This is a genomic window from Paraburkholderia sp. SIMBA_027 (assembly GCF_046535315.1).
Classification (GTDB): domain Bacteria; phylum Pseudomonadota; class Gammaproteobacteria; order Burkholderiales; family Burkholderiaceae; genus Paraburkholderia; species Paraburkholderia tropica.
The window spans coordinates 21,405-40,288 of the sequence record NZ_JAWRWY010000013.1; the positions used below are offsets into that span (position 1 = coordinate 21,405).

16 protein-coding genes, 1 pseudogene and 2 riboswitches are annotated in these 18,884 nt (G+C 66.8%); of the genes and pseudogenes, 5 read left to right on the forward strand and 12 right to left on the reverse strand.

Going from position 1 to position 18,884, the window contains the following annotated elements; all coding sequences use genetic code 11:
• Positions 1 to 12: 12 nt before the first annotated feature.
• The 5 genes from SB764_RS24020 to SB764_RS24040 all read right to left on the reverse strand — a co-directional run bounded on the left by SB764_RS24020 (position 13) and on the right by SB764_RS24040 (position 3,513).
• Complete coding sequence (locus tag SB764_RS24020; protein WP_410865151.1) at positions 13 to 483, reverse strand: pyridoxamine 5'-phosphate oxidase family protein; 471 nt, start codon at positions 481 to 483, stop codon at positions 13 to 15.
• A gap of 90 nt (positions 484 to 573) precedes the next feature.
• Positions 574 to 1,887, reverse strand: a complete 1,314-nt coding sequence (locus tag SB764_RS24025; RefSeq protein ID WP_410865153.1) for a voltage-gated chloride channel family protein — start codon at positions 1,885 to 1,887, stop codon at positions 574 to 576.
• A 79-nt stretch (positions 1,888 to 1,966) separates the two neighbouring features.
• A riboswitch (Fluoride riboswitch) is annotated at positions 1,967 to 2,038 on the reverse strand.
• A 77-nt stretch (positions 2,039 to 2,115) separates the two neighbouring features.
• Complete coding sequence (locus SB764_RS24030; RefSeq protein ID WP_065065020.1) at positions 2,116 to 2,484, reverse strand: DUF190 domain-containing protein; 369 nt, start codon at positions 2,482 to 2,484, stop codon at positions 2,116 to 2,118.
• A 110-nt stretch (positions 2,485 to 2,594) separates the two neighbouring features.
• Positions 2,595 to 2,972 carry a DUF190 domain-containing protein gene (locus tag SB764_RS24035; protein WP_065065019.1) on the reverse strand — a complete coding sequence of 126 codons (378 nt, stop codon included), beginning with the start codon at positions 2,970 to 2,972 and terminating at the stop codon, positions 2,595 to 2,597.
• A gap of 88 nt (positions 2,973 to 3,060) precedes the next feature.
• Positions 3,061 to 3,153, reverse strand: a riboswitch (Fluoride riboswitch).
• Between the two features lie 105 nt (positions 3,154 to 3,258).
• A complete protein-coding gene (locus SB764_RS24040; RefSeq protein WP_410865155.1) occupies positions 3,259 to 3,513 on the reverse strand; it encodes a DUF2934 domain-containing protein in 255 nt (84 codons plus the stop codon).
• A 204-nt stretch (positions 3,514 to 3,717) separates the two neighbouring features.
• Between SB764_RS24040 and SB764_RS24045 the strand changes: the two genes are divergently transcribed.
• The 5 genes from SB764_RS24045 (at position 3,718) to SB764_RS24065 (ending at position 9,917) form a co-directional block, all read left to right on the forward strand.
• A complete protein-coding gene (locus SB764_RS24045; protein WP_065065017.1) occupies positions 3,718 to 3,984 on the forward strand; it encodes a hypothetical protein in 267 nt (88 codons plus the stop codon).
• Between the two features lie 122 nt (positions 3,985 to 4,106).
• Complete coding sequence (locus SB764_RS24050; protein ID WP_410865157.1) at positions 4,107 to 5,120, forward strand: GNAT family N-acetyltransferase; 1,014 nt, start codon at positions 4,107 to 4,109, stop codon at positions 5,118 to 5,120.
• A 123-nt stretch (positions 5,121 to 5,243) separates the two neighbouring features.
• Positions 5,244 to 6,581, forward strand: coding sequence for a chloride channel protein (locus SB764_RS24055; RefSeq protein WP_124261264.1), 1,338 nt, complete (start codon positions 5,244 to 5,246; stop codon positions 6,579 to 6,581).
• A 226-nt stretch (positions 6,582 to 6,807) separates the two neighbouring features.
• On the forward strand, positions 6,808 to 9,030 hold the full coding sequence (locus tag SB764_RS24060; protein ID WP_176081209.1) for a GAF domain-containing protein: 2,223 nt from the start codon (positions 6,808 to 6,810) through the stop codon (positions 9,028 to 9,030).
• A 155-nt stretch (positions 9,031 to 9,185) separates the two neighbouring features.
• Positions 9,186 to 9,917 (forward strand): DeoR/GlpR family DNA-binding transcription regulator, encoded by a 732-nt coding sequence (locus tag SB764_RS24065; RefSeq protein ID WP_065065014.1) that lies wholly within the window; start codon positions 9,186 to 9,188, stop codon positions 9,915 to 9,917.
• 69 nt (positions 9,918 to 9,986) lie between these two features.
• Here the strand turns inward: SB764_RS24065 and SB764_RS24070 are convergent, their stop codons facing one another.
• The 7 genes and pseudogenes from SB764_RS24070 to SB764_RS24100 form a co-directional block, all read right to left on the reverse strand.
• A complete protein-coding gene (locus tag SB764_RS24070) occupies positions 9,987 to 11,009 on the reverse strand; it encodes an ABC transporter permease (RefSeq protein WP_373681727.1) in 1,023 nt (340 codons plus the stop codon).
• A 106-nt stretch (positions 11,010 to 11,115) separates the two neighbouring features.
• Positions 11,116 to 12,648 carry a sugar ABC transporter ATP-binding protein gene (locus tag SB764_RS24075; protein WP_065065012.1) on the reverse strand — a complete coding sequence of 511 codons (1,533 nt, stop codon included), beginning with the start codon at positions 12,646 to 12,648 and terminating at the stop codon, positions 11,116 to 11,118.
• Between the two features lie 94 nt (positions 12,649 to 12,742).
• A complete protein-coding gene (locus SB764_RS24080; RefSeq protein ID WP_065065011.1) occupies positions 12,743 to 13,747 on the reverse strand; it encodes an autoinducer 2 ABC transporter substrate-binding protein in 1,005 nt (334 codons plus the stop codon).
• 100 nt (positions 13,748 to 13,847) lie between these two features.
• Positions 13,848 to 14,879: an ABC transporter permease gene (locus tag SB764_RS24085; protein ID WP_321905221.1), complete on the reverse strand. Its 1,032-nt coding sequence runs from the start codon at positions 14,877 to 14,879 to the stop codon at positions 13,848 to 13,850.
• Between the two features lie 62 nt (positions 14,880 to 14,941).
• Positions 14,942 to 15,879, reverse strand: a pseudogene (locus SB764_RS24090) (ribokinase).
• Positions 15,876 to 16,364, reverse strand: a complete 489-nt coding sequence (locus tag SB764_RS24095; RefSeq protein WP_065065009.1) for an RbsD/FucU family protein — start codon at positions 16,362 to 16,364, stop codon at positions 15,876 to 15,878. Before SB764_RS24095 ends, SB764_RS24090 begins: the two are co-directional and overlap by 4 nt.
• Before the next feature lie 94 nt (positions 16,365 to 16,458).
• Positions 16,459 to 18,840, reverse strand: coding sequence for an aldehyde dehydrogenase family protein (locus SB764_RS24100; RefSeq protein ID WP_410865161.1), 2,382 nt, complete (start codon positions 18,838 to 18,840; stop codon positions 16,459 to 16,461).
• Between the last annotated feature and the right edge of the window lie 44 nt (positions 18,841 to 18,884).

Consider the following 18,884-nt stretch of genomic DNA (forward strand, 5'->3'; position numbering starts at 1 on the left):
GCCGCGCTGCGCTCAGATAATCGCGCGCAGCTTCGCGATCTGCTCGCGCCAGCGCGCGAGCACGCTCTTCGGTTCGTGAAGGCGATACGTCACGCCGTTGAGCACCTCGGCGTATGTCGCGCGATGTCCGTCGACCGAGACGATGCGCACGCGGAACACCGCGAGATCGAGCAGCGACTGGGCGAGTTCGCTCGCCTCGCCGCGAATTTCGAGCATCGCGCCGTCGTGGACCAGCGAGAGCGTCAGACGGCCGTCGCGCCGCAGATTGCGCGTGGTGTTCGACTGCGGCCAGATCGCGATCAGCAATTCGCTCGCGCTCAGCGCGAGGATCTCGCCGACACTCAGTTGCGCGCCGTGCGGCCAGCCGTCGGCGGCAACCGTCGAGAGGCGGATCGCCTCGCCCGTCGCCGCATCGAGATGCGTGCCGTCGAAACGCGCGCACACCGCGTCGGGCAATCTGTTGATCGCTTCCGGCTTGTCCATCGACTTCTCCTTGCTCACAGTCTCTCGCCATTTTCTCGTCTTTTGACGCGATGCGCGCCGCGCCGTCAAACGCCCGGCACGTCGTTCACGTCAGTTCACTTCGCTCGCGGCACGCGCCTCGTCGCGACGCGCGCGGCGCAGCGCCGGAATTTCCGAAAGCCGCACGCCCGCCGGCAGCAGCGGATGCTTCGCCTGCCCCACGCGTTGCGCGCGATAAATGCCCGTGTGCCCGGAAAACAGATACGCGACCACGCAGGCCAGCGCCGCGTACACGCCGATATCCGCGCCGAACAGCTCGATCGCCATGACCGTCGAGGCGATCGGCGTATTGGCCGCGCCCGCGAACACGGCGACGAAACCGAGCCCCGCCAGCACCGGCATCGGCAGCGCGAGCACGTGGCCGAGCGCGTTGCCGAGCGTCGCGCCGATATAGAACAGCGGCGTGACCTCGCCGCCCTTGAAGCCGGACGCGAGCGTGACAACCGTGAAGGCGAACTTGCCCGCGAAGTCGTAGACCGGCAGCGGCTGCTGGAACGCCTGCACGATGGTCGGAATGCCCAGCCCGAGAAACTGCGGCACGCCGAGCGCCGTCGCCGCCACCGCGACGACGACGCCGCCCACGAAGGGCCGCGCGGGCGCCCAGGCGATCTTGCGCTTCACGAACGCGGACAACGCGTGCGTCGAATCTGCGAACAGCATGCCGACGAGACCGAACGCGATGCCCGCGACGATCGCCGACGCCAGTCCGGCCGCCGACGCGTGCGGCACGAACAGAATCGTATAAACGGTGTGCTCGATGCCCCAGAGGCGGCACACCTGATCGGCGGCCAGCGCCGACGCCACGCAAACCAGCAGCGCGTCGTAGCGCAAGCGGCCGATGGCGAGCACTTCGAGCCCGAAAATCGCGCCCGCGAGCGGCGTGCCGAACACCGACGCGAAACCCGCCGCGATGCCGCCCATCAGCAGAATGCGGCGATCTTCGCGGCCGAGCCCGAACAGGTGCGTGATGCGGTCGGCGAGCGCGCCGCCCATCTGCACCGCCGTGCCCTCGCGCCCCGCCGAGCCGCCGAACAGATGCGTGACGACAGTCGCCGCCAGCACCAGCGGCCCCATGCGCTTGGGCACGATTTTCTGCGGATCGTGGATTTCGTCGATGAGCAGATTATTGCCGCCCTCGACCGACTGGCCGAAGCGCAGGTACACCCAGCCCGTCGCGAGACCCGCGAACGGCAAGAGCCACAGCAGCCAGGGATGCGCGACGCGCGTGCCGGTCGCGAGATCGAGTGCGAAGAGGAACACCGCCGAGGCCGTGCCCGCGAGCGCGCCGAGCACGCAGGAAAGCAGCAGCCAGCGCGCGAGGTACACGACCATCGCGAACGATTCGAGAGACTTCAGGTATTTCATTGCAATCCAGGTTTGAGTCGACGTCAAACCCGGGCGACAGGAGGCGTCGCATGGACGGCCCACGACCTCCTGCACCCAGGAACTCGTAGGCATCATCAGCGCCGCCGGGAAGCGGTGCGGTTACGGGAGGAATGCCATCTCCGAAAGTGCCGCGATTTTATGCGACAAGCCTGCGCGCCGCAACTGATCAAATTGCGGCGGATGAAGCCGTGAAGCCGGTTCGCGGACTCAGTGCGGCTTGCGCCCGAACAGCGCGAAGCGCTTCGTCGCGGCGGGCGGCGCGTGCTCGCCGATCAGACCGAACTCGACCGGCGAACGCGTGTAGAACACCTTCACCTGCGCGGCCTTGACGGCGTCGAGCAGACGCTCGGCTTCGTCCTCGGTGACGGCGAGCATGATCTGCACGGGCTGGTCGGCGAGCTTGAGCAGGTGCGCCGCGTGATGCTCGCCCGCGTGGCCGGTGCCTTGCGCGCAATGGATCACGGTCGCGCCCTGAATGCCGAGTTGCTTCGCCTCGTGCAGCAGCCATTCGCACACGGTCCGATGACCGTGGTGGCAATTCTGTTCGGTGTAGAACGTGAGCTGATAGCCGTGCATGACGCGCCTCGCCCGCGTGGCGGAATGCCTGCGGGATACGTTTCCATTCTAGTTCACCGGCCGCTGCGCGGACGTTCGCGCCGGGTTCGCCAATCCGCTCTACGCGATGATCACGCCGAACCGCGCTTGTTTGCGTTTTCGCCTTGGTCGGCGCTTCGGTCGTCGCTTGCGTTCTCGCCCAGCGAGTCATATTCGATCGGCGCGCGCGTATAGAACAGACGCACGCCGGCGCCCGCAAGCTTGCCGAGCAACGCGTCGATACGCGCATCGTCGGCAATCAAGGCGATCGCCACCGATTGCTCCGCGAGCTCGAAGAAACGCGCCGCATGATAGCGCCCCTGCGTGTCGATGCCCTCGGCCACCGGGACGACCGTGGCGCCGGGAATATCGGCTTGCCGTGCTTCGTCGAGTATCCATTCGACGATGGGAAGGTGATGAACGCGATGGGTCTGGTTCGCTACGTAAATGGTCAGCTGGCTGCCTTGCATGGTTCTCTCCGACGCGTGCGCGATGGTCGATGCGCTGAACACGCTGGGCGGTGACACGCCAGGCGCAAGCCCGCGGCGTCCCGACCCAGGACTCGCAGGCATCATCAGCCGGAGCAGGAAGCAGCGCTGCCGGTCCGGCGGTTGGGGAAAATGCAGGAGGAATGCCATCTCCTGCGCACGAGTTTAGCACCCGTGCTTGGCATCCGTTCGCGCGAACGGCTCGGCGGGCAAGCGTGTACGGCGGTCGTGCGGACCGCGTCGCGCAGTCAGAAGACGAGGAAGCCGGTCAGCCGCGCCGTTTGTCGCGCGCGAGTTCGGCGGGCGGCATCACATCCGCCTCCTGAAGCGGCGCGCCGGCGTGACGGCGCTTGGACGCCTGATCGGTGGCGATGTCCGACACTTCGCCCTCGGCATCGTATTCGGCGGCGACCTGCTTTTCGGCGCGGCCCCAATATTCGTCGGCCTTGCCTTCGGGCGAACCGTCGTCTTCCCAAAGCTGATACGCGCGGCGGCGGATGCGTTCTTCGCGTTCGTCGTTCATGATGGCTGACCTCCGTTGAAAGCTCGCGACCTCTCACTGCCCGTTCAGCGCAATCGCGATGCCCGCCTGCGCGCGTTGCGGCATCGCGTGGAACACGCTATACGTTGGGTTTGAGACGCGGCGTGAAGCTTCCTGAAGGACGCTACGAACGCAACGAACGCCGCCAATCCCGTTTATCGAACGCAAAGAAGGTAGAAAAATCGCATGTTTGCCGCCGTGACCACCGTTGCCCTGCTGATCGTCGCCTGGGTCCACGTGACCCTGCCGCGCTACACGGCCGGATTGCGCAAACGCGTGATCGCCCACGCGGTGCTGCTGCTCGTCGGGCTCGCGTTCGGCGTGATGTCGGCGATGCTGGCCGGACCCGCCGCGCCGCCGTGGGCCGTCATCGCCACGGGCATGGGCGTCGTGCATCTGCCCGCGCTCTGCGTGCTCGTGCTCAAACGGCTGCGCCATTCGGGGCAAAGCTAAGGCGCGCGGACGCTCATCCACGCTGCTCGACGCCACTCGACGCCCGCCGCCAATTTGCCGCTTGAATTGGTTGCGACTCGCAACTATATTGACGGTTCACACTGGTCAATGCGAGTCGCGCCATGGATTTCGTCGATGTTCCCGTCACACCCCGAGATAGCACGATTCTCGAAATACGCGATTTTTCGCGGAAATTAGTGCGCGAACTGGGCTTTATGCGCACAACACTCGCCGATAGCGACCTCGCGCCTTCGGCCGTGCACGCCGTCATCGAGATCGGCGCGACGCCCGGCATCAGCGCAAAGGATCTCGGCCAGATCCTGCGTCTCGACAAATCGAACACCAGCCGCCAGGTCGCGCGACTCGAAGCGGCCGGTTTCGTGCAGCGCACCGCCTCCACCGAAGACGCCCGCTCGTCGCTGCTGCATCTGACGCCCGCGGGCGAAACGCTGCGCCAGCGCATCGACCGCTTCGCCACCGATCAGGTCTCACACGCACTGCGGCGCATGGTGCCGTCCGAGCAGCACGCGCTCGTGCGCTCGCTCGCCCTCTACGCCGACGCGCTCTCGCAGGACAACCCCAACCAGAAGTCCGACCCGGCGTCGGATCCGAAACCAGACCCGAAACCCGCTGACTCCCCGCGCGACGGCGCCATCGCCGACGGCTACCGGCCAGGCTGTATCGGCGATATCGCGAGCCTGCACGCGCGGTTTTATTCGGCGCACTGGGGCTTCGGCGCGTTCTTCGAGCAGCGCGTGGCGACCGAACTGGCCGCGTTCGCGGGCGCCTTGCCCGCCACCGGCAAGGCGCTCTGGCTCTACATGGAGAACGGCCGCGCGCTGGCCTCGCTGGCCATCGACGGCGACCTGGCGACCGGCATCGCGCACCTGCGCTGGTTCATCGTCGACGACAGCCTGCGCGGCGCGGGCGTCGGGCGGCAACTGATGACGCAAGCGATGCAATACGTCGACGACGCGGGCTTCAAGGAAACGTATTTGTGGACCTTCAAGGGCCTGCACGCGGCGCGCCATCTTTACGAATCGTTCGGATTCGGACTCGTCAGCGAAGCCGAAGGCGATCAGTGGGGCACGAAAGTCACCGAACAACGCTTTACCCGGAGCCGGCACGGCGCTTGAGCGGCGGCGTCCATGTATCAAACTCATCAATCTATCTAAATAAGTCACCACAAACATACGCGCGAGCCGGTAGCATGCGGGTTATCCCGTAATTAATAACCCGATGCCCTCAAGCAGGCTGCCATGAACGCTCGTCCCGCCACCGCCGCACCCAGCAAACCGCTCGCCTTCGCGCTCGTCACCGTGTTGACGGGCGTCGGCGCGGGACTGGGCGGCATGGCGCTCGCGCTGCTGCTGCACTTCGTCCAGCACATCTCTTACGGCTACAGCCTCGGGCAGCTCGTCGGGCACGAAAGTTTTCTCGATGGCGTGAGCGCCGCCGCACCGCTGCGGCGTCTGATCGTGCTGAGCGCATGCGGGCTCGTCGCGGGTCTCGGCTGGGCCGCGCTGTATCGCTACGGCAAGCCGCTCGTGAGCATCCGCAAGGCGGTCGCCTCGGCCGATCCGCGCATGCCGTTCGTGAGCACCGTCGTGCATGCGCTGCTGCAGATCGTGACCGTGGCGCTCGGTTCGCCGCTCGGCCGCGAAGTCGCGCCGCGCGAAATCGGCTCGCTGTTCGCCGGACGCCTCGCGCATCGCGCCGGTCTCTCCAGCGACGACTGCCGCCTGATCGTGGCTTGCGGCGCGGGCGCGGGCCTCGCCGCGGTCTATAACGTGCCGCTCGGCGGCGCCGTATTCGTGCTCGAAGTGCTGCTCGGCACCTTCGCGCCGCGCGCGATGATCGCCGCGCTCGTGACCTCGACCGTCGCCGCCGTCGTCGCCTGGAGCGGCCTCGGCAACGAGCAGCAATACGTCGTGCCCGCCTTCGTGGCGAGCGCGCCGCTGCTGATCTGGGCCGCCGTCTGCGGGCCGCTGTTCGGCCTCGCCGCCTATGGCTTCGTGCAACTGACGTCGAGCGCGCGCGCCCATGCGCCGCGCGGCGTGAATCTCGTCGTGCTGTCGGTGCTGAATTTCGCGGCGATCGGCGCGCTCACGATGGTCTTTCCGCAACTCGCGGGCAACGGCAAGGGCGCGGCGTCGCTCTCGTTCGGCGGCGAACTGGGCATCGGGCTCGCGGCGGCGCTGCTCGTGCTCAAGGTGGCGATCGAGGCGTCGACGCTGCGCGCGGGCGCCGAAGGCGGCCTGCTCACGCCGGGCCTCACGAACGGCGCGCTGCTCGCGGTCGTGCTCGGCGGCGTCTGGAATCATTTCCTGCCCGGCATGGCGCCGGGCGCGTGCGCGCTGATCGGCGCGGGCGCGTTCCTCGCCGCGTCGATGCAGATGCCGCTCACCGCGATCGTGCTGATCGTCGAGTTTACGCACGCGAGCCACGACCTGCTGTTCCCGCTGCTGCTCGCCGTGGCCGGTTCGGTGCTGACCTTCCGCACGCTGCCCGCCCTGCTCGCGAAGATGTCCGCGCAAACGCCCGCGCGCAAGGCGGAAGCGCTCGTCACGCGGCAGTCGGAGCGCACGGGCGCCTGAGCGACACAGCGGGCCGCGCCACAGTTCGCACCCGCAGCGCATCGCGCAACGATCGCGCCTCGCCCGTTCGCATCGCCGCATCGGCTCACGTAATCGCGGCGCATCGGATCGCGCCCCGCGCCACGATTCTCCTTGGCAGCGCGCGCATGCTTCGCGGACAATGCGAAAGTTACGCAAAAGCCGCAGGCCCTCTGCGCGCGTCCGTCAGAGCCGAAGCCACTCGACCTTGAACAAGCCCGAAATCGCTGAAATCGTCGCGAACTGCGACCGCGAGCCGATTCATCTGCTGGGCCGCGTCCAGCCGCATGGCGCGCTGCTGTGCTTCGACACGCAAGGCCGCCTGATCGCGCGCAGCGCCAACGCGCGCGAGTGGCTCGGCGCCGTGCCCGAACTGGGCGAGCCGATCACCGACCTTCATTTGAGCCCGCTCTCGCGCCAGACGATCCGCGCCGCGCTCGCCGACCGCGAGATGACGAGCGAGAGCGTGGAATGCAAGGGCGCGTCGGGCGAGCGCTTCGATCTCATCATGCATTGGACCGACGACACGCTCGTCGTCGAGTTCGAACAGATCAGCCTGAAGTCGCCGGCCGCCACGCAGTTCGCGCTGTTCGCGCAGCGCGCGATCCAGCGTTTGCAGGCCGCGCGCCACGAGAACGTGGGGCAGTTGCTGCAAGCCGCTGCCGAAGCGATCCGCGCGATGACCGGCTTCGACCGCGTGATGGGCTATCGTTTCATGGCCGACGGCAGCGGCGAAGTCATCGCCGAAACCCGGCGCGACGACCTGCCCGCCTACCTGCAGCAGCGCTATCCCGCGAGCGATATTCCGCAGCAGGCGCGCCGCCTCTACGTGCTCAATCCGATCCGCCTGATCGCCGACGTGAACGCCGAGCCGGTGCCGATCGAGCCGCCGCTGCATCCGCAAACGGGCATGCCGTTCGACCTGAGCCATTCGGTGCTGCGCAGCGTCTCGCCGATCCATATCGAGTATCTGCGCAACATGGGCGTGGCGGCGTCGATGAGCGTGTCGATCATCCGCGACGGCAAGCTCTGGGGCCTCTTCGCCTGCCATCACATGACGCCCTATCGCGCATCGCATGCGGTGCGGCTTTCGTCGACGGTGCTCACGCAGATCGTGTCGATTCTCGTCGGCCAGATCGAGGCGACCCAGCGCGCCGACGCCGACCGCCGTATCCACGACCTGCGCGCGCGCATCGCCGGCGAACTCGCGCAAGCCGACGCGCCGCTCGCCGGACTCGCGCGCGCCGCGCCCGACATTGCCGCGCTCGTCGACTGCGAAGCGGTCGCGCTCGTCGTCGATCACGAAGTGGTGCTGCGCGGCAAGCACGCCGACGCCGTATGCCGCGAAACGCTGCTCGAACTCGCACAACACATGGCGCGCACGCGCGTCGATCATCTGGCCTGTTCGAGCGCCGCCGACGCGCTGCCCGAAACGCTCGCGCAAGGACTCGCCGCGAGCCGCGCGGCGGGCTGCCTCGCGATCCAGATGCAGGGCGACAGCCGCATCACGATCGTGTGGCTGCGCGACGAACTGGTCGAAACGATTCATTGGGCCGGGCCGCCCGACAAGGTCGTGGCGCAAGGCCCGAACGGCCCGCGCCTCACGCCGCGCGGCTCGTTCGAAGTCTGGAAGCAGACCGTCACGGGCCGTTGCCGCGACTGGAGCGAATTCGATCAACTGGCCGCGCGCGAACTGCGCTCGATCCTGCAGGAAATCGCGCTCGTGCAGATGCGCGAATCGGAGCGCGCGAGAACCACGCTGCTCGCCACGCTCGGCCACGATCTGCGCGATCCGATCCAGACCATCAACATGGCGATGCTGCTGATGGGGCGCGGCCTCGCCTCCGGCAACGACACGGTCAAGCGCGTGGAAGGCTCGACGCGGCGCATGCAGTCGCTGATCGGCTATATCCTCGACGTGAGCCGCATCCGCTCGGGCATGGGGCTCGGCCTCAAGCGCGAGGACGCGCCGCTGCGCGAGCTGCTCGAATCGGTCGCCGAACAGACGCGCCTCGCGCATCCGGGCATGATGCTCGACGTGCACATCGACGGCGACCTCGGCAACGCCTATATCGACCCGGACCGGCTTGCGCAGGCGCTCACCAACCTGCTCGGCAACGCGCGCAAGCACGGCGACGCGCGCGAAGGCGTCACGCTCGCCGCCACGCTCACGAGCGAAGGACCGCGCATCGAGATCCGCAATCGCCTGCTCGAACGTCCGGCCGCGCCGTTCGAACGGCTGCTCGATCCGTTCAAGAGCGGCTCACTCGACAATCCGTCCAACCGCGGCGGACTCGGCCTCGGCCTGTATATCGCGCACGCGATCGTCAAGGGTCACGACGGCACGCTCACGGGCGCGTTCAGCGACGACGAAGCGTGCATCCGCATCGTGTTGCCCGCAGCTTCCGCACTGCCCGAGCGCACGTCGTAACGCATCCCTTAACACGCATAAAACACGCTTAAAAACGCGTGCAAACCTGCATTGGCGGTCACACGGGCATCCCGCCTTGTTATAATCCGATCAAGTTATCGATACAAATCTAACGGATTTTGCGCCCCTCCCCGGCGCGCAAGGCGGACGATCACATGGCCAAACCCGACCGGCTGCAGGCGCTCGCCGACGCGCTCGCCCAACACAACGTCATGCATCTGAAGGACGCGGCCGCGCTGCTCGGCGTGTCCGAAATGACCGTGCGGCGCGACATCGGCGCGAATCCCGAGCGCTTCACCTATCTCGGCGGCTATATCGTCAGCGCCGAGCACGTGCCCAACGCCGCCGGCTATTCGCTCGAACACGAGAAGGATCACTTCGCGGCAGCCAAGGCGCAGGCGTCGGCGCATGCGGCGCGTCTGATCGCCGAAAACGACACCATTTTCATCGATTGCGGCACCACGCTTGCCGCGTTCGCGCGCCTGATTCCCGCGCATCTGCAGATCACGGCCGTGTGCTATTCGCTGAACGTGGCCGAAGTGCTGCGGCGCATGCCCAACGTGCGCATGATCTTGCTGGGCGGCGTGTACGTGCCGTCGTCGGACTCGTTCGCGGGCGACGAAAGTCTGGAGATGCTGCGCCGAATGGGCATCAACAAAGCCTTTATTTCAGCGGGCGGCATCGACGAAGCGCGCGGCGTGACGTGCTGGAATTTCCACGAAGTGGCGCTCAAGCAGGCCGCGATGGCGAGCGCCGTCGAAAGCCATCTCGTTGCGGACGCAAGCAAAATCGGCGTCGTCAAAGCGTGGCGATTCGCGCAGATGGGCGACTTCGCGTCGGTCATCACCGAAAAAGGCGCCGCGCCGCGCAAACGCAGCAAGGCCTGAATGCGCGACGGGCGGCCCGTGCACTACACGGCCGCCCGTTTGCTGGTTTGTTGACGACGTCGATAAAACTCAGCCGCGCCGGCGCAGCGCGAACAACGTCCCCGCAACCAGAATGAACGCGCCGATCACCACCTTCTGCCAGGTGCTCGGCACGCCGATCAGAATCAGCACGTTATTGATGAGCGTGACGAGCGCCACGCCCAGCAGCGTGCCGACCACCGTCCCGCTGCCGCCCGTGATGCGCGCGCCGCCCAGAATCACGGCGGCGATCACGTCGAGTTCCGAACCCACCAGATCGAACGGATTGGCGAGCCGCGTGTTCGAGACGTGCAGAATGCCCGCCACGCCCGCCAGAAAACCCGTATAGCCGAACACGAACAGACGGATCGCGCGCAGATTGAAGCCGAGGCGTTCCGCGATCGCCGTGCTGCCGCCCATCGCGTAGACGCCACGTCCCATCATCGTGCGATTGAGCAGCCACCACGTGAGCAGCGCGGCCAGCACGAGCGCGATCGCGGACGCGGGCAGCACCGCGTTGAGCCCGTCGGCGGTCTTGTAGGCGATCAGCGGAATGCGCCCGAAATGATCCATGCTGTGCGGGATATTCATGAAGAACACCGTGCCGACGAAAGTCAGCAGCACCCCGCGATACAGATACTGCGTACCGATCGTCACGATCAGCGAAGGCGCCTGCAAACGATGCACGAGCAGCCCGTTGATCATGCCCAGCAACACGCCGCCCACCGCGCCCGCGACGAGAATCAGCGCGAACGGCGCATCGGGCCACCAGGCGAACACGGCCTTGGTGATCGCGTACATCGTGAGCGCGCCGATGGCCGTGAACGACACGTCGATGCCGCCCGACGCCAGCACCACGAGCGTGCCGAGCGCGAACAGCGAGGTCGTGGTCGCCGAATGCAGCAGGTCGAACAGCGTGGCCCACTGAAAGAAGCGCGGATTGATCGACGCCACCACCACGCAGGTAATGACGATCAGCGTGCCGGTGAACCACTCCGGATTGCGCGCGAGTTTGGCGCGCCAGTTCAGCGGCGGCGACTGACGCGCGACTTCGACGGTGTTGGACGTGCTCATGGTCTGATTCATGCTCATGCGGTTGCCTGCTGCGTGTGATTCATCGGGCGAAGCGACATTGGGCGAAACGACATCGGACGAAACGGCAATGAATGCGCGGCGTGCATCACGCGGCCTCCGCGAGCAGCGCGCGATACAGCTCGGCTTCGGTCAAGCCTTCGGCGCGATGCTCCTCGGCGATACGGCCTTTACGCATCATCAACACGCGATCGCTGTTTTGCAGCAGTTCCGGCAAGTCGTCGCTCACGAGCAGAATGCCGATGCCGCGCTCCGAAAGCCGCTGCATGATGCGATAGATGATGTCCTTCGATCCCACGTCCACGCCCACGGTCGGGCCATGCAGAATCAGCACGCGCGGATCGATCGCGAGCCAGCGGCCGATCAGCACGCGTTGCTGGTTGCCGCCCGAGAGCGACTGCACGGCCTTCTCCACGTTCGGCGTGGCGATCTGCAATTCCTTCACGGTGTCTTCGGCGAGCGCGCGGGCGCGCACGCGGTCGATCTGGCCGAAGCGGTCGCGCAGGCTCGAAATCATCGCGGTGATCACGTTGTCGCGAATCGGCTTGTCGAGAAAGAGCCCTTCGTTCAGGCGGTCTTCCGGCACGTAGCCGATGCGCGCGCGTTTGGCGTCGGCGGGCGTGGCCAGCGAGATGGCTTGCCCTTCGAGCGTGATGCTGCCGCTTTGCGCGGGCGCGACGCCCGCGAGCGCGCGCGCGAGTTCGTTGCGGCCCGAATCGAGCAGCCCCGTGATGCCGAGAATCTCGCCGCGATGCAGCGTGAACGACACGTCGCGAAACGCGCCCGCGCGCGCGAGACCGCGCACGTCGAGCAAGACGTTCGCATCCGCCGACGCGGCGCGATAACGCTCGGTCGACAGCGAACGGCCCGTCATCAATTCGCTCAACTGCGCCTTGGTGTAATTCGTGATCGGCCCTTGCGTGACTTTCTGGCCGTCGCGCAGCACGATCACTTCGCCGCCGATCGCATAGCATTCGTCGAGCTTGTGGCTCACGAACAGCACGGTCACGCCGCTCGCGCGCAACTGCGCGAGCACGGCGATCAGGTTCGTCACTTCCTTTTGCGTGAGCGAGGTCGTGGGTTCGTCCATGATGACGAACTTCGCCTCGCTCGCGATGGCGCGCGCAATCGCCACGAGTTGGCGCGTCGCGAGCGGCAATTGTTCGATCAGCGTGGCCTGAAAATCGGCGTCGCCGGGCAGGCCCACCGCGTTGAGCGCGCGCGCCGCCGTGCGCGCGAGTTCGCGCCGGTCGAAGGTGCGCGAGAGGCGCCCGCCGTGTTCCGCGAGTTCCGCCGTGAGGCCGACGTTCTCGGCCACGTTCATGTTCGGCAGCAGCGAAAGGTCCTGATAGACAGTCTCGATGCCCGCCGCGAGCGATTCGAGCGGCGACAGACTCGCATGATGCGCGCCGTCGATCACGATCTCGCCTTCGTCGGGCGGCTGCGCGCCCGAGATGATCTTGATGAGCGTGCTCTTGCCGCAGCCGTTCTCGCCGAGCAGGTGATAGATCTGCCCGCGCTCGAACGTGAGCGTAACGCCGCGCAGCGCGTGCACGCCCGTGAAGCGCTTGTGCACGCCGAGCACCTGCAATAACGGTTCCGAAGCCATATCCTCACTCATCCCGATCCGGTCACTCGCTTAGATCGCGCGGCGCGCGCTTCGCCTCTCAGCAAAAATGCGCGCCGCGTTCAACGCGAACTTCAAGTTCGCGCGATCAGAAGTTGTATTGCTTGTAGTTCGACTTGTCGACGCTCACCCAGCCCTGGCCGCGCACGATGATGCCCTTGCCCGGACCCTTCGACACCGTCACCTTCTCGTAGCCCGGCAAGCCGAGATTCGCGCCGTTCTCCACGGTCTTGCCGTCGAGCAGCAGCTTCGCGATCTTGTTCATCGCCATGCCCGCGAGCTTCGGGTCCCAGAACGCGATGCCGTTGATCGCACCGCTTTCGAGGTACTTGCCCGCCTCGGTCGGCAGACCCGTGCCGTACACGCAGATCTTGCCTTGCAGGCCCGCTTCCTCGACCGCGCGGCCGATGCCGATCACGTCGAGCGACGACGAACCCTGGAAGCCCTTCAGGTCCGGATGCTTGCGCAGCGTTTCCTTCGCAACTTCATAGGCGCGCTCGCCGTCGTTATTGGTTTCGAGGTTGGTCTCCACGAGCTGCATCTTCGGATACTTCTTCTTCGCGTTGTCGATGCCGCCGTTCGCCCATTGCACCTGCGAGCGGCTGCCGAGCGAGCCGACCAGCGTTGCCCACTTGCCTTCGCTGTGCATGCAGGTCGCGAGACGGTCGTTGAGCGCCGCGCCATAGGCGCTGTTGTCGAAGGCCTCGACATCGACCATCGTGTTCTTCTCGTTGTCGGCTTCGTGCGTGACGACCTTGATGCCGCGATCCATCGCCTTCTTGAGCGCCGGTTCGAGCGTGGGCGGATCGTAGGGCACCACCGCGATCGCGCTCACTTTCTTCGCGATCAGGTCGTCGATGATCTTCAGTTGCTGCGCGGCGTCGGCGCGGCCCGGACCAGTCTGATAGACGGTGATGTTCGGATTGTCCTTGCCGAACTCCTTCACGCCCTCTTCCATGCGGTTGAACCAGCTAATGCCCGTCACCTTCACCACCGTGACGATGGTCTGCTTGTCCTGCGCCTGCGCCGCGGCGAACGTGCCCGCCGCGAGTGCGCCCGCCGCGAGCGCCATGCTGAGTCGTTTGAGCTTCATGTTGTCTCCTTGTTGTTCGCTGTCGCCCCGAAATGTCTGGCGGCGGACGCCCGAGGCCCGATGTCCGCGCGCTGTATTGCTTTGCCTGCGCTGCTTCGCTTCAACCGGGCCGCTTGCGCGCGCCCTGCGCCGCGCCGAGTCCGAAGATCGAGCGCACGCGTTCCGCGCCCGCGAAGGCCAGCGAGAGCAGCAGCAAAAGGCCCCACGCGCAATCGCCGAAGAATTGCGACACGCCCATCAGGTTGAACAGGCTCGACAGGAATTGCAGCACCGTCGCGGCAAAAAACACGCAGATGATGCGTCCATAGCCGCCCGACGGATTCACGCCGCCCATCACCGCAATCAGGATCGCGATCAGCAGATACGAATTGCCGTAATCCCATTTCGCGCTGAGCGTGTGCGAGACGCTCACGAGGCCCGCGAGCGACGCGAGCACGCCGCACATCGCGTAGGTGGTAATCAGCATGCGCGCGCGCGGAATGCCCGCATAGAACGCGGCGCGCTGATTCGTGCCCATCAGATAGAGCCGCAGACCGAAGGGCGTTCGCCGCAGCAGCCAGCCGAGCACGATCACCACCGCGACGAACAGCAGAAACGAGATCGGCACCTGAAAGAAGCTGCCGTTGCTGATATCCGCGAGCGGTTCGACATAGTCGACGTGCACGGACGCGCCGTTGCTCAGCGCCACCGCAATGCCCGTGAACAGCAGTTGCGTGCCGAGCGTGCAGAGAATCGGCGTGAGGCCGAGCCGCGCGATCACGATGCCGTTGAGCAGCCCGCCGATCAAACCCATGCCCACCACGATCACGCAGAACAGCGCCGTGTAGAGCACGGGCGAGTCGTCGCCGCTCACAACATGCGGCACGATCAGCGCCGCGATCATGCCGGAGAGATTCGCGAGCCCCACGCCGGACAAATCGATGCCGCCGTTACCCGACAGCATCGACAGCATGATGCCGAGCGCGAGCAGCGCGACTTCGGGCAACTGCGAACCCATCGACTGCAGATTGTCGATGCCGACGAACTGGCCGTGCGAGATCGCGATGGCGACCAGCACGACGAGCAGATTCACGGCCAGCAGAAAATTCAGTTGCCGGTCGCCGAAACATCGAGCCAAAAACGAAGCCTTCATGGACATCATCCTTTGCGTGTGCGTCAGCGCGCGCCGCGCCTTATTTGCGCTTCATTTGCGCTTCAATGCGCCGCGGCGGGCGTGCGGGCGAGCATCGCGTCCACCTCCGCGCGCGTGGGCATGGACGGCGCGGTGCCCGGCCGCGTCACCGAAATGCCTGCCAGCGCGCAGCCGAAGCGCGTGGCCGCGAGCGCGTCGTCGCCGCGCGCGAGCGCCGCCGCGAAACCGCCCGTGAAGCCGTCGCCCGCGCCCGCCGTTTCCACGACCGGCCCGCATTGATACGCGGGCAGCAGCACCGAGGCCTCGCGCGTGTGCAGCAGCGCGCCCGCCTCGCCAAGCGTGACGATGACCGCGCCCGCGCCTTTCGCGAGCAACACGTCGGCGGCGCGGCGCGCGTCGTCGGCATTGCGCACGGCGATGCCGGTGAGCGCGGCGGCTTCGGTTTCGTTCGGCGTGACGTAATCGCAGAGCGCGTAAATGTCGTCGGGCAGCGCCATCGCGGGCGCCGGATTGAACACCGTCGTCACGCCATGCCGGCGCGCGATTTCGAGGCCGCGCCGCGCCGCGTCGAGCGGCTGTTCGAGCTGCGTGACGAACACGCGCGACGCCGCGATATCGGCTTCGATCGCTTCGGCGTCGGCGGCGGCCATCGTGCCGGCCGCGCCCGGCGCCACGATGATCGCGTTCATGCCCGTGGTTTCGTCGACGAAGATATGCGCCGCGCCCGTGCCATGCCGTCGATGGCCGGCGCGCGCGCGGTGATGCCTTCGGCGGCCCACGTCGCGCGTGCGATCTCGCCGAACGCGTCGTTGCCCAGACGCGTGCAGAACACCACGTCCGCGCCCGCGCGCGCCGCCGCCACCGCCTGATTCGAGCCCTTGCCGCCCGGCCCCATCGCGAAGGCCGAGCCCGCGATGGTCTCGCCGATCACCGGCATGCGGCTCGCGCGAAACGCGAGATCGGTCACATAGATTCCGAGGATGACGACGCGCTCGCTCATCGTCCCGGCTCCTGCGCGGTCTTTGCGCCCGGCGCATCGGGCGCGAGAATCACGCCTTTGGTGAAGACGAAGCAGCCGTAGCCGCGCGCCTCGCCCGTGGCGATCACGCAATAGGCCTTGCGCGCGCGGGCGTAGAACGCGTGGCGCTCGATTCCCGCGAACGGCACTGCGCGGCCTTCGGCGGCGTCGACCTCGGCTTGCGCTTCGCGCTGCACGGTGGGAATCGTGTCCGGTTCGCCGACTACTTCCATGCGCATCGCGGGCGTTTCCACGAAGGTGTCGAGCGGCAGCACCGAGAGAATGGCGCGCACGGCACGCGGCGCGTCGGCGCCGTCCATGCGCAGCAGCTTGCCGAGCACTGTCGCGCGTGCGACGGAGTCGGCCGGGAAATTCGCATCGCAGACGATCAGTTCGTCGCCATGACCCATCGCACGCAGCGCCTGCAAGACGTCGGCGTTCAGCAGCGGGTCCAGATTCTTCAGCATGAATGTCTCCTCCGTAGAGTGTGCGGCGCGCGCGTTTGTATTTATGCGCTCGCGTGCCGCTTAATCAATCACTGTCGATCAGCCTCAGTCACCCTCAATCACCATAAGGAATCCAGATGTTCTTCACCTGCACCGCGTGACGCAGCAACGGCAGTCCCGCATTCGTGCGATCGAACCAGTCGAACTGCTTGCCGTAATCGACGAAGGTGCGCTTGAGATTGCCCACCGATTCGCGCTCCGCGAGCGCCGAATCGGCCGCCGTGCCGAAGCACCAGAGCGCGTCCACGTCGTCGTGTTTCGCGAGCGCGGGCAGCAAGGCCGCGCGCTCGCCGGTCAGAATATTGAGCACGCCCGCGGGCACGTCCGAGGTCTCCACGACCTGATAAAAATCCGTGGCCGCGAGCGGGTTCGTTTCGCTCGCGAGCACCACCACGCGATTGCCCATCGCCAGCGCGGGCGCGACGAGCGACACGAACGCGAGCAGCGGCGCTTCGTCCGGACATGCGATGCCGATCACGCCGAGCGCTTCGTGCATCGCGAGCGCCACGCCGCGCAGCGGCGGCGTATGCACCGCGCCGTCGAACTTGTCGGCCCACGCGGCGTAGCTGAAGAGACGGTCGATGGCGGCGTCCACTTCGCGCGTGGCCGCGCGTGCGTCGTAACCGGCGCGGCGCACGAGCTGGCGCGCGAATTCTTCGGCGCGCGCGCTGAGATTTTCCGCGAGGTAGTACAGCACCTGGGCGCGATTGTGCGTGCTCGCCTGCGTCCACTTCTGCGCGCCGCGCGCGGCGGCCACGGCGTCGCGCACGTCCTTGCGGCTGCCCGCGCCGACTTCGCCGACCCACTCGCCATTCGGCGCGTAGACCGGATGCGAATAGCCGCTGTCCGGACGCACCTGCTTGCCGCCGATAAAGAGCTTCGCCGTTCGGTCGAGCGCATTTCCCGACACGCCCGCTTCCTGACGCTGGGCGTTCTGCGCGCGCGTCGCGCGCATCGGCAGCTTGCTCCAGTCGGCAGGCTTCAGATATTCGTAGACGCCTTCGCGTCCGCCCTCGCGCCCGAAGCCCGATTCGCGATAGCCGCCGAAGCCCACGCTCGCATCGAACAGATTCGTCGCGTTGATCCACACGACGCCGCATTGCAGACGCGGTGCGATATCGAGCGCGCGCCCGATGGTCTCGCTCCACACGCTGGCCGCGAGTCCGTAGCGCGAATTGTTGGCGAGCGCCACGGCTTCCTCGGGCGTGCGAAAACTCATGGCCGCGAGCACCGGGCCGAAGATTTCTTCCTGCGCGAGCGTCGACGCGGGCGCGACGCCGGTCACGAGCGTCGGCGGATAGAAACAGCCGCCCGCGGGCAACGCGACGTCCGCCGGTTGAAAGACCGTGCAGCCCTCGCGCTTGCCCGTTTCCACGAGCGAACGGATGCGTTCGAGCTGCACCGGATCGACGATCGCGCCGATATCGATGCCCTTGTCGAGCGAATTGCCCACGCGCAGCGTGTTCATGCGGCGCTTGAGTTTGTCGATGAAGCGCGCTTCCACGCCTTCCTGCACGAGCAGGCGCGAACCGGCGCAGCACACCTGGCCCTGGTTGAACCAGATCGCGTCGACCACGCCTTCGACCGCGCCGTCGAGATCGGCATCGTCGAACACGATGAACGGCGACTTGCCGCCCAGTTCGAGCGTGAGCGACTTGCCCGAGCCTGCCGTGGCGGTGCGAATGTGGCGGCCCACTTCGGTCGAACCCGTGAAGGCGATCTTGTCGACGCCCGGTTGCTCGACGAGCGCCGCGCCCGTGCCGCCGTCGCCCGTCACCACGTTGAGCACGCCCTTCGGCAAGCCCGCGCGATGCGCGAGTTCGGCGAACAGCAGCGCCGTGAGCGGCGTGTATTCGGCGGGCTTGAGCACCACGCAGTTACCGAGCGCGATGGCGGGCGCGACCTTCCACGCCAGCATCAGCAGCGGAAAATTCCACGGCACGATCTGGCCGATCACACCGAGCGGCGACCAGCCTGATAGTTCGGTATCCTGAAGTTGCGCCCAGCCCGCGTGATGCAGGAAATGACGCGCGACCAGCGGCACGTCGATGTCGCGCGTTTCGCGAATCGGCTTGCCGTTGTCGAGCGCTTCGAGCACGGCGAACAGACGGCTGTGCCGCTGCACCATGCGCGAGAGCGCGTACAGATGACGCGCGCGCGCCGCGCCGCCGAGCGCCTGCCAGGCGGGCTGCGCCGCGCGCGCCGCCGCGACGGCTGCGGCGACATCGTCGGCGTTGCCTTGCGCGACTTGCGCGAGCGGCTCGCCCGTGGCGGGCGCGCGCACCTCGAAGCGCTCGCCGCCTGCGGGCACACGCCACGCGCCGTCGATGAAGTGGCCAAACACGCCTTCGTGCTGCGCGAGCCACGCGCGCACGGGCTGATCGTCCTCGGGGGCGGGACCGTAATCCATCGTTCGAAAGTACTCGGCTACGCTCATCGGTGTGGTCTGGTCAAGATGACTGCGTGTGACTGCGTATCACT

Excerpts from the sequence above, each read along its gene's own strand:
- SB764_RS24025 (WP_410865153.1), bottom strand. The coding sequence starts at position 1,887 with ATGAAATACCTGAAGTCTCTCGAATCGTTCGCGATGGTCGTGTACCTC.
- SB764_RS24020 (WP_410865151.1), bottom strand. The coding sequence starts at position 483 with ATGGACAAGCCGGAAGCGATCAACAGATTGCCCGACGCGGTGTGCGCG.
- SB764_RS24065 (WP_065065014.1), top strand. The coding sequence starts at position 9,186 with ATGGCCAAACCCGACCGGCTGCAGGCGCTCGCCGACGCGCTCGCCCAA.
- SB764_RS24045 (WP_065065017.1), top strand. The coding sequence starts at position 3,718 with ATGTTTGCCGCCGTGACCACCGTTGCCCTGCTGATCGTCGCCTGGGTC.
- SB764_RS24095 (WP_065065009.1), bottom strand. The coding sequence starts at position 16,364 with ATGCTGAAGAATCTGGACCCGCTGCTGAACGCCGACGTCTTGCAGGCG.
- SB764_RS24030 (WP_065065020.1), bottom strand. The coding sequence starts at position 2,484 with ATGCACGGCTATCAGCTCACGTTCTACACCGAACAGAATTGCCACCAC.
- SB764_RS24075 (WP_065065012.1), bottom strand. The coding sequence starts at position 12,648 with ATGAGTGAGGATATGGCTTCGGAACCGTTATTGCAGGTGCTCGGCGTG.
- SB764_RS24085 (WP_321905221.1), bottom strand. The coding sequence starts at position 14,879 with ATGAAGGCTTCGTTTTTGGCTCGATGTTTCGGCGACCGGCAACTGAAT.
- SB764_RS24080 (WP_065065011.1), bottom strand. The coding sequence starts at position 13,747 with ATGAAGCTCAAACGACTCAGCATGGCGCTCGCGGCGGGCGCACTCGCG.
- SB764_RS24070 (WP_373681727.1), bottom strand. The coding sequence starts at position 11,009 with ATGAGCACGTCCAACACCGTCGAAGTCGCGCGTCAGTCGCCGCCGCTG.
- SB764_RS24100 (WP_410865161.1), bottom strand. The coding sequence starts at position 18,840 with ATGAGCGTAGCCGAGTACTTTCGAACGATGGATTACGGTCCCGCCCCC.
- SB764_RS24035 (WP_065065019.1), bottom strand. The coding sequence starts at position 2,972 with ATGCAAGGCAGCCAGCTGACCATTTACGTAGCGAACCAGACCCATCGC.
- SB764_RS24055 (WP_124261264.1), top strand. The coding sequence starts at position 5,244 with ATGAACGCTCGTCCCGCCACCGCCGCACCCAGCAAACCGCTCGCCTTC.
- SB764_RS24050 (WP_410865157.1), top strand. The coding sequence starts at position 4,107 with ATGGATTTCGTCGATGTTCCCGTCACACCCCGAGATAGCACGATTCTC.
- SB764_RS24040 (WP_410865155.1), bottom strand. The coding sequence starts at position 3,513 with ATGAACGACGAACGCGAAGAACGCATCCGCCGCCGCGCGTATCAGCTT.